The 14,097-nt window shown below is 59.8% G+C and carries 16 protein-coding genes; 9 read left to right on the top strand and 7 right to left on the bottom strand.

Features of this window, described 5'->3' with window-relative positions; genetic code table 11:
• Window positions 1–5: 5 nt before the first annotated feature.
• Both miaA and B097_RS0103580 read right to left on the bottom strand, forming a co-directional pair.
• Window positions 6–911, bottom strand: a complete 906-nt coding sequence (gene miaA / locus B097_RS0103585; protein ID WP_018581178.1) for a tRNA (adenosine(37)-N6)-dimethylallyltransferase MiaA — start codon at window positions 909–911, stop codon at window positions 6–8.
• The gene (locus B097_RS0103580; RefSeq protein ID WP_018581177.1) at window positions 908–1,513 is read right to left on the bottom strand and encodes a hypothetical protein; all 606 of its coding nucleotides are present in this window, start codon (window positions 1,511–1,513) and stop codon (window positions 908–910) included. Before B097_RS0103580 ends, miaA begins: the two co-directional genes overlap by 4 nt.
• Before the next feature lie 156 nt (window positions 1,514–1,669).
• Here B097_RS0103580 and B097_RS0103575 point away from each other — a divergent pair, with 156 nt between their 5' ends.
• Window positions 1,670–3,052 carry a DUF349 domain-containing protein gene (locus tag B097_RS0103575; protein WP_051078009.1) on the top strand — a complete coding sequence of 461 codons (1,383 nt, stop codon included), beginning with the start codon at window positions 1,670–1,672 and terminating at the stop codon, window positions 3,050–3,052.
• A 6-nt stretch (window positions 3,053–3,058) separates the two neighbouring features.
• Complete coding sequence (locus B097_RS0103570; protein WP_115324608.1) at window positions 3,059–4,159, top strand: GNAT family N-acetyltransferase; 1,101 nt, start codon at window positions 3,059–3,061, stop codon at window positions 4,157–4,159.
• Here the strand turns inward: B097_RS0103570 and B097_RS0103565 are convergent.
• Window positions 4,156–4,806, bottom strand: coding sequence for an Rv2732c family membrane protein (locus B097_RS0103565; RefSeq protein ID WP_018581174.1), 651 nt, complete (start codon window positions 4,804–4,806; stop codon window positions 4,156–4,158). The two genes, B097_RS0103570 and B097_RS0103565, sit on opposite strands and share 4 nt — an antisense overlap.
• 95 nt (window positions 4,807–4,901) lie before the next feature.
• A complete protein-coding gene (miaB, locus tag B097_RS0103560) occupies window positions 4,902–6,428 on the bottom strand; it encodes a tRNA (N6-isopentenyl adenosine(37)-C2)-methylthiotransferase MiaB (protein ID WP_018581173.1) in 1,527 nt (508 codons plus the stop codon).
• 188 nt (window positions 6,429–6,616) lie between these two features.
• On the opposite strand from miaB, the gene gluA reads away from it, so the two are divergent.
• From gluA to B097_RS0103540, 4 genes are read left to right on the top strand one after another with little or no spacing between them, the layout of a single operon-like run.
• Complete coding sequence (gene gluA / locus B097_RS0103555) at window positions 6,617–7,345, top strand: glutamate ABC transporter ATP-binding protein GluA (protein ID WP_026254280.1); 729 nt, start codon at window positions 6,617–6,619, stop codon at window positions 7,343–7,345.
• Between the two features lie 24 nt (window positions 7,346–7,369).
• Entirely contained in the window at window positions 7,370–8,245 is an 876-nt protein-coding gene (locus B097_RS0103550; protein ID WP_018581171.1) for a glutamate ABC transporter substrate-binding protein, read from the top strand.
• Between the two features lie 34 nt (window positions 8,246–8,279).
• Window positions 8,280–8,966 carry a glutamate ABC transporter permease GluC gene (gene gluC, locus B097_RS0103545; protein WP_018581170.1) on the top strand — a complete coding sequence of 229 codons (687 nt, stop codon included), beginning with the start codon at window positions 8,280–8,282 and terminating at the stop codon, window positions 8,964–8,966.
• Entirely contained in the window at window positions 8,966–9,904 is a 939-nt protein-coding gene (locus B097_RS0103540; protein ID WP_018581169.1) for an amino acid ABC transporter permease, read from the top strand. The genes gluC and B097_RS0103540 overlap by 1 nt, the downstream gene beginning before the upstream one ends.
• A 20-nt stretch (window positions 9,905–9,924) precedes the next feature.
• Here the strand turns inward: B097_RS0103540 and recX are convergent, their stop codons facing one another.
• From recX to B097_RS0103525, 3 genes are all read right to left on the bottom strand, one after another.
• Window positions 9,925–10,518 (bottom strand): recombination regulator RecX, encoded by a 594-nt coding sequence (gene recX, locus B097_RS0103535; RefSeq protein ID WP_018581168.1) that lies wholly within the window; start codon window positions 10,516–10,518, stop codon window positions 9,925–9,927.
• Window positions 10,518–11,663 (bottom strand): recombinase RecA, encoded by a 1,146-nt coding sequence (gene recA / locus B097_RS0103530; protein ID WP_018581167.1) that lies wholly within the window; start codon window positions 11,661–11,663, stop codon window positions 10,518–10,520. The genes recX and recA overlap by 1 nt, the downstream gene beginning before the upstream one ends.
• Window positions 11,664–11,865: 202 nt before the next feature.
• Complete coding sequence (locus B097_RS0103525) at window positions 11,866–12,111, bottom strand: DUF3046 domain-containing protein (RefSeq protein WP_018581166.1); 246 nt, start codon at window positions 12,109–12,111, stop codon at window positions 11,866–11,868.
• Window positions 12,112–12,207: 96 nt separating this feature from the next.
• On the opposite strand from B097_RS0103525, the gene B097_RS0103520 reads away from it, so the two are divergent.
• From B097_RS0103520 to B097_RS0103510, 3 genes are read left to right on the top strand one after another with little or no spacing between them, the layout of a single operon-like run.
• The gene (locus B097_RS0103520; protein WP_048403048.1) at window positions 12,208–12,783 is read left to right on the top strand and encodes a biotin transporter BioY; all 576 of its coding nucleotides are present in this window, start codon (window positions 12,208–12,210) and stop codon (window positions 12,781–12,783) included.
• A 12-nt stretch (window positions 12,784–12,795) separates the two neighbouring features.
• Window positions 12,796–13,485: an energy-coupling factor ABC transporter ATP-binding protein gene (locus B097_RS0103515; protein ID WP_018581164.1), complete on the top strand. Its 690-nt coding sequence runs from the start codon at window positions 12,796–12,798 to the stop codon at window positions 13,483–13,485.
• The gene (locus tag B097_RS0103510) at window positions 13,482–14,096 is read left to right on the top strand and encodes an energy-coupling factor transporter transmembrane component T family protein (RefSeq protein WP_018581163.1); all 615 of its coding nucleotides are present in this window, start codon (window positions 13,482–13,484) and stop codon (window positions 14,094–14,096) included. Before B097_RS0103515 ends, B097_RS0103510 begins: the two co-directional genes overlap by 4 nt.
• The last annotated feature ends 1 nt before the right edge of the window (window position 14,097 follow it).

Raw genomic sequence — 14,097 nt, 5'->3', positions numbered from 1 at the left:
GCGGGTCACTGCAGCGCGCTGAGCGCCTCACCTGTGACATCATCGCCGGCTGCGTCCAGCCATGTGATGCGCTTATCCCGGTTGAACCAGGAGCGTTGGCGGCGCACATAACGTCGCGTACCTGTGACGGTGCGTTCCACGGCTTCCTCGTGGCTGAGCTCACCGGCAAACATATCTAGTACCTGCGCATATCCGATGGCGCGTCCAGCGGTGGAGTGTGCGACGAGGCCGTGGTCGTCGACAAGCGTGCGGACCTCGTCGATAAGCCCATGCTCAAACATCTGATGCGTGCGCTTCTCGATGCGCGGGTTCAACCACTCAGATTGCGTGCGCAGGCCAAGCAGACGGGTGCCCCACCGCGGAGGTGCGTCCTTGGGTGGTTGGGAGGCCTTGTAAGGCTTGCCGGTGAGTTGGATGACCTCCAAGGCACGGACGGTACGCCGCGGATCTTTGTCTTCGATGATGGCTGCGGCCTCTGGGTCGATCGCGGCGAGCTCCGCGTGTAGATTATCGATCCCGATGTCTTCCAGACGTGCCTGGTAGGTCGCGCGCACCGCTGGGTCCGTGGGCGGAAACTCCCAGGCGTCCACGAGCGATTGGACATACAACATGGACCCTCCGACCAAGATCGGGGTGACGCCACGCTCAAGAAGGCTATCGACGGTGCGCACCGCACGTTGCTGGAAGTCCGCCACCGAAGCGGTCTGGGTGACCTCCCAGATGTCCAAGAGGTGGTGCGGGATGCCCTCACGTTCCTCCACGGGCAGTTTGGCGGTGCCGATATCCATACCGCGGTAAAGCTGCATGGAATCTACGTTGATCACCTCGCCGCCCAGTTCGTGTGCCAGCGTGATACCTAGAGCCGATTTTCCTGAGGCAGTTGGCCCCACCACAGCGATTGGGGTTGTCATGCCTGCACCTCCCATAAAGCCACATACCGTCCGACACCTAAGGTGTCATCCACATCCAGTAATTCTGCGTGAGTAGGGCGCAGTTGTACCAATTGCAGCCATAGATCAGGCTCGATCACGCCGGCGTGCGCCAAAGAGTCGGCATCGAACTGCGCAGTGAGGTCGCCGGCTAAAAGTTCTTGACACTGTTCGTGTACCCGCGCCGCACCATCAATCAGCGCCAGCGGGGCCCGCGCTGTGAGTCCTGCTGGGCCATCAAGAACCAGCACCGTCACCGCCTCCGGGTTCAAAGGAGACAACTCTGAACGAAACGTGGTGCGCGCGTTAGCGCGAGAACCAAGCAGGTAGCGGGCAACAAGCTCGGCCAAATTGGTGCCGTGACCAACGTGTACTTGTGGGGCGCCCCAGGCCGCGAAGGAACCAACATGCTGCGTTGCCCACCGCGGATCCCCGCTGCCGATGATCTGGCAGGGGCGATCGTCGATAAGCGAAAGCGCCTGCGCGACCGACCGGCGCAACCTGTGGCTGGCGGGATCAGCTGGGGCGAGCTCGCGCACCAGCGCAGGGCTGCCGGGTACGACAAGCAGATTTGGGGTGTTCACGCTTCTACCCTAGCCAGCCACCCTCACCGGGGTTATAACTAAAGCCGGATTCCGGTGAACATTTGCTGACATTGACATGCATCTAACGGTATGTTTAATAGACATACTTCCAGGCAGCCGTGTCGCGCGGCGAGAGACCAGAAAAGGACGCATCCCATGACTACACCGTCGCCTCCTTCCCCACAGCCTTCTGACAAGCCAGGCACCAACGCGGCTCCCTCACCAGCGGCGATGGCGAAGCGTGGCCCGAAGCCAGGTCCTCTCCCGGGGGCAGGAACGCACCGTCCTACCCCGTCGCCGGTCCCGGTGACCGCGCCGGAGCCGACCGATCCCACGAAGTTTGGGCGTATCGACGATGACGGCACCGTCTACGTCACCCAGGGTGGCAATGAGCGCGCCATCGGGTCCTGGCAGGCCGGCACGCGCGAGGAAGGCTTGGCGCACTACGGCAGGCTTTTCGACGATCTTGCCACCGAAGTGGAGCTGCTCGAGGCGCGCCTGGTGGCACATCCTGACGATGCCGCATCCATTCGCGAGTCCGCAGAACACCTTCGCTCGGGCCTGGGTGAGCAGGCTGTGATCGGCGACCTAGATGCTTTGGATAGGCGTCTGGCTACCATCATTGAGCATTCCGACGAGGCCGGCGAGAAGGCAAAGGAAGCGAAGGCGCAGCGCCGGGCTGCTGCCATCGCGCGCAAGGAAGAGCTGGCCGCTGAAGCGGAAAAGATCGCTGAGAACTCGACCGAGTGGAAGGCCGCGGGTGACCGGATCCGCGCGATCCTGGAGGAATGGAAGACCATCCGCGGCATCGACCGCAAGACGGATGACCAGTTGTGGAAGCGTTACTCGCGCGCCCGTGACGCTTTCAACCGCCGCCGTGGTTCCCACTTCGCTGAGCTGGACCGGACACGTGCTACCGCCAAGAAGAAGAAGGAAGAGCTTGTTGAGCGCGCTGAGGCCCTGCAGAACTCGACCGACTGGAACGAAACCGCACGCGCCTACCGCGACCTGATGAGCGAGTGGAAGGCCGCCGGCCGCGCACCACGTGGCGACGATGACAGACTGTGGGCCAAGTTCCGCGCCGCCCAGGACCACTTCTTTGACGCGCGCAACGCGGTGAACGACGAGCGCGACCGCGAATTCGAAGCCAACGCGGCGGCGAAGGACAAGCTGCTGGCCGAATACGACCCGCTGATCGATCCTGCCAACGGGCTCGAGCAGGCCAAGAACAAACTGCGCGAGCTGCAGGAGAAGTGGGAAGAGATCGGCTACGTACCACGCGGCCAGGTGCGCGAGTATGAGGACAAGATCTCTGCGGTGGAAAAGCGCGTGAGCGATGCCGAGGAGTCCCGCTGGCGCCGCACCGACCCGGAGGCCCAGGCACGCGTGGACCAATTCCAGTCCAAGGCCGATGATCTGCAGCAGCAAGCCGAGCAGGCAGCGGCAGCAGGCAAAGACAAGAAAGCCGCAGAACTACGCGAACAGGCGCAGCAGTGGCAGGAGTTCGCCGACGTGGCCGCCAAGGCCATCGACGAGTAAGCAATCTTGTTGTACCCCGTAGTTCTCGCCCGCCCTGTTCCTGGGGCGGGCGGCGATCTTTCACCCTCCGAAGCTGTCAGCGCCTACGCTTTCTCCTCCACGCTGTCCATTCAAGACATCACGGGCGATCCGACGTCCGGCACCTCTGCTTCGCGTCTGGTTACCCGGTTGCAAGGTTCCGCGGAATCGGACGCCGTGTTGCTGGCCCTGTGTGCAACGCCCCCGGGCCCGCGCCCGACAGGTCGGTTTGGGCTGCCCGAAGTTCCGTCGACCGGCGATGTGGGCGAACCACTGGACTATGTGGTGTGGGTGATGGTGTCCCTGCCTTTGCTGGAGGACCTTCGCGTGCTCGAGGCGCACATTACCTTTGATTCCTCGATCGCTCCCCTGCCCGGTGAACGGTTGGATGCTGAAGCGCGTGAAGCGTGGCAGTCTGCGCTCGATCTCGTCGACACGCTCGCTGCGGACACCGCGCGCCCGATTTGCCAGCTGTGGATCACCCACGCGCCCGACCAGCCGGGGCCCGAGGTGCCCGGGTATCAGCGCGCTTACCTCGAATACCAGGCAAAGCTGGACTTAGCGGCGGCCGCAGACCAGGAAGGCCCACACGGCGCGGCCGTGCAGCTGGCCTACGACATGAATTTCGACGAGCCTGTGCGGGGTTCTATGTCTGACATGTACCGCTTGGCTTCCGAGAACCTGCCACGCGGCAGCCTGATCATGGACACCATCGAATGGACTCCGCTGAGGATCTCCCAGGCATCGGGGCGGCTTGCCGACAAACAGGGCGAGCAGATCAGCGCCTACCTCACGGATCCGGACGACCCCACCACCGTGGTCGCTTTTAGCGAGGTGACCCGATTTGCCGGCGCGGAAGCCAGCGTCGTTGAGCTCGGGGCTACCTATGTGCGCCAGCAGTGGCGTGGCAAAGGGTTGGCCCGGGCCGTCATGATGAGTGCCATCAGCCACGCGCAACTGCGTTGGCCCGAAGCCCGCGTGGGCTATACCTCCTACCCCGCCGGCGTTCCCGAGATCGCCTCCCTCCACGCGGTGCTTCACGACGAGGTCATCTCAGCAACAACCGCCTGGCAGAAAGTGGAGAGCTAGAGACCTTGGCGGCGGTGACGTTCCGCAGCTTTCGCGCGGCGATCGTCGACAAGGGCTGCGGGTACCTCGCCCGTCTCCTCTGCTGCGCGGCTAGAGGCGGAGAGCTGAGCCCTGCCTACCTCGTCGGTGTCATCGACTGAGCGGCGCTGGCGGGCAATCTCCTGCTGCTCTGGGCTGCGGCGCGTGGCCAGCATGACGCACACGACCTCCGCGACGACGACCACGGCGATCGCCAGGTACAGCCCGAAGGCTGTCGTATACCCCTCGGAGGTCTGGCGCAACCAGATAGCGAGCAGTGCTTCGATCAGCGCGATCGTGGTCAACGCCCACGTCAGCAGGAACGGGGTGGACTTGCGGGTGATCACGGTAATCAGCCCGAACACAACGACGCCAAGGGTGCCCACCCAGACAAAGAGGTTCTCGGTGATCTTGACATCCGCACGCGAGGCCTCAGTGTATGCCAAGACCTCCAGCCCGGAATGCCCGCCTGTAAATGGCAGCAGCAAAGCGATGACGAAGACGAGAATGCAGCCAGCGAGCACCCAGCGCAGGTTGCCCATCTCCATCACACCGGCTACTTTGCGCTCTTGCTTCGCCAGAGCTTCAGCCGTGCTGCGGTTGTGCTGTCCTTCAGGTGGGGTGGTCACAGAGTTTGCGCCTCAATTCACGAATGCCTGTAGTACTGGTGGGCTATTCTATCGCACACCCGCGAAACAGCCGTATTCTACGCAGCGGTGGCGGTTTAGCAGCATCCCGACGACGGCGCGGGTTCAGCTGGTTTACCTACCGTGGGTAGCCCCAGCCCAACACCGATTGGGGCGGTCGTCGGCACCGCTCCTGCAGCATGATTGTCGCCCGCCTTCGTGCGGCGATGGCTAATGATTCCCGCGTCCGCGATGAGGAAGTAGGACTTCGCGTCCGTTACCTCGACTTCCACGATGTCGCCTGGGCGCACAGAACCAGCGGCGTCGATATTGCCTTCGACCGCGAAATGCACCAGCCGGCCGTCACGAGCACGCCCAGACATCCTGTGAGTTGCGTCATTCTTGCGCCCATCTTCCTGCACGAGTAGTTCTACGCGCGTGCCGACGAGCGCCTGATTATCTTCCAGGCAGATGGAATCTTGCAGCGCCACGAGACGCTCGAAACGTTCCTGGACGACATGCTTGGGGATCTGGTTCTCCATCTCCGCCGCAGGCGTGCCCGGGCGCGGAGAATACTGGAAGGTATATGCGCTGGTGAACCGGGCGCGGCGCACAACGTCAAGGGTTTCCTGGAAATCTTCTTCGGTCTCCCCCGGGAAGCCGACGATGATATCTGTGGTGATGGACGCGTGCGGGATTTTCTCACGTACCTCGTCGAGAATGCCCAAGAACTTCTTCGACCGGTAGCTGCGACGCATGTCCTTCAACACCTTGTCGGAACCGGACTGCAAAGGCATGTGCAGCTGCGGGCAGACGTTCGGAGTTTCCGCCATCGCATCAATCACATCGGAGGTAAATTCCGCCGGGTGCGGGGAGGTAAAACGCACGCGCTCAAGTCCCTCAATGTCACCGCAGGCGCGCAGCAGTTTGGAAAAGGCGCTGCGGTCTCGCTCCATGTCTGGGTCGGCGAAGTTCACGCCATAGGCGTTGACATTCTGGCCCAAGAGAGTGACCTCAGACACCCCTTGGTCCACGAGGGCCTGAACCTCTGCAAGGATCTCGCCTGGGCGGCGGTCGATTTCTTTGCCACGCAGGCTCGGCACGATACAGAAAGTGCAGGTGTTATTGCACCCGACAGAGATGGACACCCAGCCCGCGTAGGCGGATTCGCGCTTCGCCGGCAGCACAGAGGGGAAGGCCTCGAGTGACTCGACGATCTCCACTTGCGCTTCGTCGTTGTGGCGTGCGCGCTCGAGCAGCGCAGGCAGCGCAGAAATATTGTGGGTACCGAAAACAGCATCGACCCACGGCGCCTTTTCGACGACGGTGTCACGATCTTTTTGTGCCAAGCATCCACCCACAGCAATCTGCATGCCCGGGTGAGCCGCCTTCGTGTTCTTCAGCTGCCCGAGGGAACCGTAGAGCCGTTTGTCCGCGTTCTCGCGGACCGCGCAGGTATTGAAAACAACGAGGTCAGGTTCTTCCCCCTCGCCTGCTGCCGTGTAGCCAGATTCCTCGAGCATGCCGGCAAGCCGTTCCGAATCATGCACGTTCATCTGGCACCCGAAGGTGCGGACTTCATACGTACGGTTTTCCTGTACTTTTTCGCTGAACACGTTGGGCATTCTAGCGCCCCTAAGCAAGGGCACCTAATACGAGCGGCTACCCCCGACCCACGTGGCTTTTTGCTGGTTTCTTCTACCCTCACTCATCTTTTCTTCCCATTCGATTCCCATCAGCACTGTGATCCAGTAAACATATTGGAATGACGCAGGACACTTTCCCCGCCCGCGGTGGCTCAGGGCACATCCCCATGATTCGAATGCACGGCGTGCAGAAGTACTTTGATGACTTCCACGCGCTGAAAAATATCGACCTTGATGTCCCCCGCGGGCAGGTCGTCGTCGTGCTTGGCCCATCTGGATCGGGTAAGTCCACCCTGTGTCGTACGATCAACCGCCTCGAAACCATCGAGGACGGTGTCATCGAAATCGATGGCCACCCCCTTCCCGAAGAAGGCAAGCAGCTTGCCAACCTCCGAGCAGATGTGGGAATGGTCTTCCAGCAGTTCAACCTGTTCCCACACCTGACCATCAAAGACAACGTCACCCTCGGTCCACGCAAAGTCCGCAAAACGTCCAAAGCCGATGCGGACAAGCGCGCGATGGAACTGCTTGACCGCGTGGGCATCGCCAACCAGGCAGAAAAGTATCCCGCCCAGCTTTCCGGCGGGCAGCAGCAGCGCGTCGCGATCGCGCGAGCACTGGCCATGGATCCCAAGTTGATGCTTTTCGACGAACCCACCTCCGCTCTCGACCCAGAGATGGTCGGTGAGGTACTCGATGTCATGGCCAAACTCGCCGAAGGCGGCATGACCATGATGGTGGTCACCCATGAGATGGGCTTTGCCAGAAAAGCCGCCGACCGCATCCTCTTCATGGCTGATGGCGAAATTGTGGAAGACACAGACCCAGAATCCTTCTTCACCAACCCATCATCCGATCGCGCTCGAGACTTCCTCGGAAAAATCTTGCCCCACTAACACACCCCCATAAAGGAGACAACAATGAAACGCACAATCCGTACCCTCGCACTCTTTGCAACCATGTCCGCCACCGCCGCCGGTCTTGCTGCCTGTGGCTCTGACTCCGAAGGAGACGGAGCTGGCCTGCTGGCCGCTATCGAGTCTGGCCAGGTAACCATCGGCACCAAGTACGACCAGCCAGGCCTGGGCCTGCGCGAACCCGACGGTTCCATGACCGGTTTCGATGTGGACGTAGCCACCTACGTGGTGAACTCCATCGCGGAGGACAACGGCTGGGAGGCACCCACCATCGAGTGGCGCGAAACCCCATCAGCACAGCGCGAAACGCTGATCCAAAACGGTGAGGTGGACATGATCGCTGCGACCTACTCCATCAACGCTTCGCGCGCAGAGTCCGTGTCCTTCGGCGGGCCGTACACCTTGACCCACCAGGCGCTCCTTGTGAAGGCTGATAACTCCGACATCGACGGCCTGGAGGCATTGGATGGAAAGATCCTCTGCTCGGTCACCGGTTCGACCCCAGCACAGAAGGTGAAGGATGAGCTACCCGGTGTTCAGCTCCAGGAGTATGACACCTACTCGTCGTGTGTCGAAGCCTTGCGTCAAGGAAATGTCGATGCCATGACCACCGACGCATCCATCCTGGGCGGTTACTCTGCCCAGTCCCCGGGCGATTTCAAACTGGTCGCTCTCGAAAAGGATGGCGAGGAGTTCACCAACGAGCACTATGGCATCGGTGTCACCAAGGATGACCAGGCAGCAGTTGATGCCGTCAATGCTGCACTGCAGGCGATGTACGACGATGGCTCCTTCGACACTTTCGTCAACGACAACCTTGACGGTGGCGAAGGCGTCGAGCAGGACAAGCCCGGCGACTTGTCTTTCCTCGAGCAGTAAAAGATTGACCACCCCTTAGAAAGGTAGAACGCGCATGGACGCATTATGGGCTGATCTCCTGCCAGATCTTTGGCCCGCCTTCTGGACCACCATCAAGCTGACCATCTACTCAGCAATTGGGTCCATGATTCTCGGCACCATTTTGACCGCCATGCGCGTCTCTCCCGTTGGTGTATTGCGCAATATCGCCAGTTTTTATATCAACACGGTGCGCAATACTCCCCTGACGCTGGTCATCCTGTTTTGCTCCTTCGGCTTGTACCAGAACCTAGGGTTGGAGCTGGCCAGCCGCGAATCCTCGACGTTTTTGGCCGACCAGAACTTTCGCCTCGCAGTACTTGGTTTCATCCTCTACACGTCCTGCTTCGTCGCGGAGTCCCTGCGCAGTGGCATCAATACTGTCGACTTTGGACAAGCAGAGGCGGCAAGATCCCTCGGCCTAAATTTCGGCCAGATCTTTTCGCTCATCATTTTTCCGCAGGCGACCCGCGCAGCAATCGTGCCTCTGGGTAACACCTTGATCGCTTTGACAAAGAACACCACGATTGCCTCAGTGATCGGCGTCGCCGAAGCATCCTTTCTGATGAAGTCCACCATCGAGTTCCACGCCAACCAGCTATTCATCATCTTCGGCGTATTTGCTCTTGGTTTCATCATCCTCACTCTTCCCATGGGCCTGGCCCTTGGAAAACTCTCTGACCGTCTGGCGGTGAAGAAATAATGTCTGTACGCGCAACAGTTCTTTATGATGCACCCGGCCCACAAGGCCGCCGCATCAATCGGATTCTCACCGCGGTCACCTTGGTCATTCTCGCCCTCGTGCTCTGGTGGGTCCTGTCCAAATTGGCCGAAAACGGCCAGCTAGAAAAGAACAAGTGGCTGCCGTTCCTCCAGGCCAACACGTGGACCACCTACCTTCTGCCGGGCCTATGGGGCACGATCAAAGCCGCGGTATTCAGTATCGTTCTGGCCTCTATTTTCGGTGTTGTCTTCGGCCTGGGAAGGCTGTCCGAAAACCGCGCGGTGCGTTGGATCTGCGGAATCGTGGTGGAGTTCTTCCGCGCCATCCCCGTCTTGCTGCTGATGATTTTCGCCTACCAGCTTTTCGCGGTGTATAACCTGACACATCCGCGGCAGCTCGCCTTTTCCGCAGTGGTGTTCGCGTTGACCCTGTACAACGGGTCGGTGATCGCGGAAATCCTGCGCGCGGGAATCAGGTCTCTGCCGAAAGGTCAGACTGAGGCGGCGCGCGCCTTGGGCATGTCTCACCGACAGACCGTGTGGACGATCCTGTTGCCCCAATCGGTGGCTGCGATGTTGCCGGCGTTGATCGCCCAGATGGTGATCGCGTTGAAGGACTCGGCTCTGGGCTACCAGATTGGCTATGTGGAAATTGTGCGCTCTGGTATCCAGTCGGCCTCGGCTAACCAGAACTTCCTCGCGTCCCTAGCCGTGGTGGCCACCGTGATGATTCTGATTAACTGGTCGCTGTCCGAACTAGCGGTGCGCATTGAGCGCCAGCTGCGTGCAGGCAGGGCCCGCCGCAACATCTTTGCTCGTGTCCCCGAGGCGAAGGACCAGGGCATCGACACCAAAGACAACGTCAATGTCGACTGGCGTGCGCCAGGCTATCGACGAGTGGACACACCCGACGAATAACCACCACCCCGGCGAAGTGGCTAGGCCAGCTCCTCAATACGCTGGTCCAGTACCTGCTTCGAGATGCTGAAGCTCATCCCGCTGGGGAAACCGCGGCGGGCCAGAGCCCCCACGATGCGGCGTAGCACTTTGTCGTATTCGGCGCGGTCGTCGGGCACGGTTTTCACGGAGCGCGCCTTCTTTTCGGCGATGCCGTGGGCAATCTCGTGCTCATCGTCTTCAGACAGTTGAGATACTGCCTCGGCGCGCACTGCGGAGGCCACACCTTTGTCTTTCAACTCCATGTCGAGTGCACGGGAGGATTTCCCTCGGCGCGCCGCGCGTTGGCGGACCCACTCATTGGCAAAGGCTTGGTCGTTAAGCAGCCCGGTTCTTTCAAACTCATCGCATACCTCGTCGATAAGCTCCGGCGCGAATTCGGCTTTGATCAACCGCTCACGCAGCTCATGCCGGGAGCGCGCCCGTTGATCAAGCAGACCAAGGGCCCGCTTGCGTATGGGTGCCAGCGCCTCCTCGGCCGCACGATCGAACAGGCCCGGTGAGGCTCCAGATTCATACTCTTCGATCGCAGCTTGGAGCCGTGCTAGTTTCTCCGGGTCGGGTGAAGCGGACACTACTTGTCGGCGCCCTCAGCATCTGCTCCTGCGGCTGCCAGAGCGTCGTCGTCTTCGTCATCAAAGTCGATATTTGGCACCATGTCTACCGGCTCATCAGACAGTTCATCGTCGGCGTTGGCGAACTCGCCTACCCCGAGCTTCTGGAAAATCTTGCGCTCGATCTCGTCGGCAAGATCTGGGTTCTCTTTGAGGTTCATGCGGGACTTTTCCTTGCCCTGACCCAACTGGTCGCCCTCGTAGGTGAACCAGGAACCGGACTTCTTCACGATGCCCTGCTCAACACCCATGTCGATGATGGAGGATTCGCGAGAGATGCCTTCGCCGTACATGATGTCGAACTCAGCGATCTTGAATGGTGGCGAGACCTTGTTCTTCACAATCTTCATCCTAGTGCGGTTACCGATGGCATCCTGGCCCTCCTTCAGGGTCTGAATACGGCGCACGTCCGCACGCACCGACGAGTAGAACTTCAGTGCCTTACCACCAGTGGTGGTCTCTGGAGAACCGAACATCACGCCGATCTTCTCGCGCAGCTGGTTAATAAAGATGGCGGTAGTGCCAGTGTTGTACAAAGCACCGGTCATCTTGCGCAGCGCCTGCGACATCAGTCGGGCCTGCAGGCCCACGTGAGAATCGCCCATTTCGCCTTCGATTTCCGCCTTCGGTGTCAATGCTGCCACGGAGTCAATGACAACCATGTCAATGGCACCGGAGCGGACCAGCATGTCCGCAATCTCTAGCGCCTGCTCACCGGTATCCGGCTGCGATACCAGCAGGTTGTCGGTATCAACGCCGAGCTTGCGTGCATAATCAGGATCAAGCGCGTGTTCTGCGTCGATGAAGGCCGCAATTCCGCCAGCGCGCTGTGCCTCCGCAATCGCGTGCAGCGCGACAGTGGTCTTACCCGAGGACTCTGGGCCATAAATCTCCACGATGCGTCCCCGCGGCCACCCGCCGATACCCAGCGCAACATCGATGGCGGTGTTGCCCGAGGAAATCGACTGAATCGGCGGGCGGTTATCGTCACCCAAACGCATAATGGCGCCCTTGCCGAAGTCCTTTTCAATCATCGACATTGCGGCGTCGAGTGCTTTTTGACGATCGCCAGCCCCTGAAGCTGCAGTCTTTTTCTTTGTAGCCATCTCGTGAATCCTCGTTTCGTTGTCTTAGTTCTAGGGTTATCACGGGGTGCTACCGGGTGGTGGCCCCGTTTACTTCATTAGACTCTCGCGGAAGCTGTTTGGTTCCCCGCATGTGATGAATTCACTATAAGGAACGCTTCCGACACAACTTCGAACATACACGCACAACTGTTCGAAAGATAGTTTTGTCGGTGCGTGTTGCCTACCAAAACCGCAGCGGAGGTTCGTCGGGCTCTTCCCCCGGCCGATCCACACCAAGCCGCCGCTCCTCAGGCACATCAAAATCATCACACAACCCGAGCCACGCGCGGCGCGGATCCATCCCGCCCTCAATCAGCTCTTCGGCCGTGCCTCCGAGAGCAGAGATCACGTGCGAGTGCACAATCCACTCCCCTTGCGCGGAGCCAAACTCGTCCTCGATGAGCTGATGAAATTCGGTCAAACGCATGCGCCCCAATATACGCGACTCAGACGCGGACAAAAATTAGGAATATATTTGCCCGTTCCTCCCCGATTGGTAACTATTTTCGTTATAGTTCTTCGCATGGCAAAATCATCACGATCCGCCGCGATGGACATCGCGTATATCGCAGTCTTCGCAGCCCTCATTATTGTTCTGGCGTTCGTGGCCATTCCTGTAGGTACCGCCGGTGTTCCCATTGTGCTGCAAAACGCTGCATGCATTCTGGCCGGTCTTATCTTGGGTGCGCGCCGCGGCTTCCTCTCTGTTCTCTTATTCCTCGTTCTTGGCCTCGTCGGCCTTCCAGTCCTGGCCGGCGGACGCACCACTCTTGCCGCCCTGGCCGGCCCCTCGGCCGGCTATCTCCTCGGCTACGTATTTTCAGCACTTCTTGCCGGCCTCATCGCCTATAGTGCTCTGCGGACCAGCAAGAATATGGGCTACCGGATCGGCATGTTCATCCTCGCCGGCATCGTCGGCCTGCTCACCCAGTACGTTTTCGGCGCAATCGGCCTGATGATCATCTCTGATCTCTCCATCGGTGCTGCCGCTGCCGCACAGCTTCCATTCATCCTCCCCGACGGTGCAAAGGTCGCCGTCATGATCATCATCGCGCTGGGTGTCCACCAGGCGTTCCCCGATCTGGCCCGAAAGAACTAAACTAAGGCAATCGTGCCAACAATCCACTTCGATCACGCGCATGTCGCTTTCGATGACGCTGTCATCTTAAGCGACATTTCGCTTACCCTCACACAACGCCGTATCGGCATTATTGGCGCCAACGGGTCAGGCAAATCGACTCTGGCTCGGCTGATCAACGGGCTTATCGAGCCGACTTCCGGGCGCGTGCTTTACGACGATCAATCCACCACCGACCACGGTAAAAATATCCGCAGACAGGTCGGATTCGTATTTTCGGATGCCGAATCACAAATCGTCATGCCACGTGTCGCAGACGATATCGCCTTTTCCCTACGCAAATCATCATTGTCTAAGCAGGAACGGCGCGCGCGTGTCGACGACATGTTGCACCGATTTGGGCTCGAGGATCTTGCGGATAACTCGCCCCACACACTCTCCGGGGGTGAAAAGCAACTCTTAGCACTCGCGGCAGTTTTGGTGATGGAGCCGCGAACGATTATCGCCGACGAACCCACAACTTTGCTTGATTTGCGTAATCGCCGCAGAATCGCCCGTGAATTCGCGCAGCTGGAACAACAGTTGATCGTCGTCACGCACGATCTTGAACTGGTCGACGATTTCGAGCGTGTGCTTGTCATCGACGACGGCGCCGTCACCTTTGATGGCCCTGCACCGGACGCGATCCGCTTTTATACTGACCTGATGGATGCGCGCCCATGATTAAAAACGTGCCGATGGGCGTCTATGTCCCAGGCTCCACGGTGCTGCACCGCCTCCCCGCATGGAGCAAAATGCTCGGGCTAATCGTTTTCGTGATTTCCACAACGGTCTTCGCAAATACTGTCGTCACTGCCTGTGTGGCGCTGGCCATTGTCGCGGCAGGTTACTTGGTCGCCCGGATTTCGCGGCGGACAGCAGCAAGCCAAACGCTTCCCGTACTGCCACTACTGATCTTTCTTTCCGCGTTCCAGGTCTGGCAGAACTCGTGGGCGGATGGTTTCACCCTGCTGATCAGTCTCTTTTCCTGCGTGGCTGCAGCCTCGCTGTTAACGCTGACCACGACGATCGCAGAACTGATGGAGTCTCTCGAAAAAGCTCTACGCCCGCTTGGACGCTTGGGTCTTCCGGTGGACACCATCAGCCTGTCCTTAAGTTTGACGATTCGGCTGATCCCCCTGATGCTCGATACCGTCAACGAGGTAATGCAGGCCCGTCAGGCCCGCGGGGCGGGGATGAGTTTGCGGGCGTTTGGTACGCCGGTGCTCATCCGTTCAATTCGACGCGCACGCGCCTTGGGTGAAGCCTTGATGGCGCGTGGCGTCGTCGATTAGT

Source organism: Corynebacterium pilosum DSM 20521 = CIP 103422 (genome assembly GCF_000373805.1).
GTDB lineage: Bacteria > Actinomycetota > Actinomycetes > Mycobacteriales > Mycobacteriaceae > Corynebacterium > Corynebacterium pilosum.
Note: the sequence above shows the minus strand (reverse complement) of the source record. Positions and strands in the feature narration are given on the sequence as shown.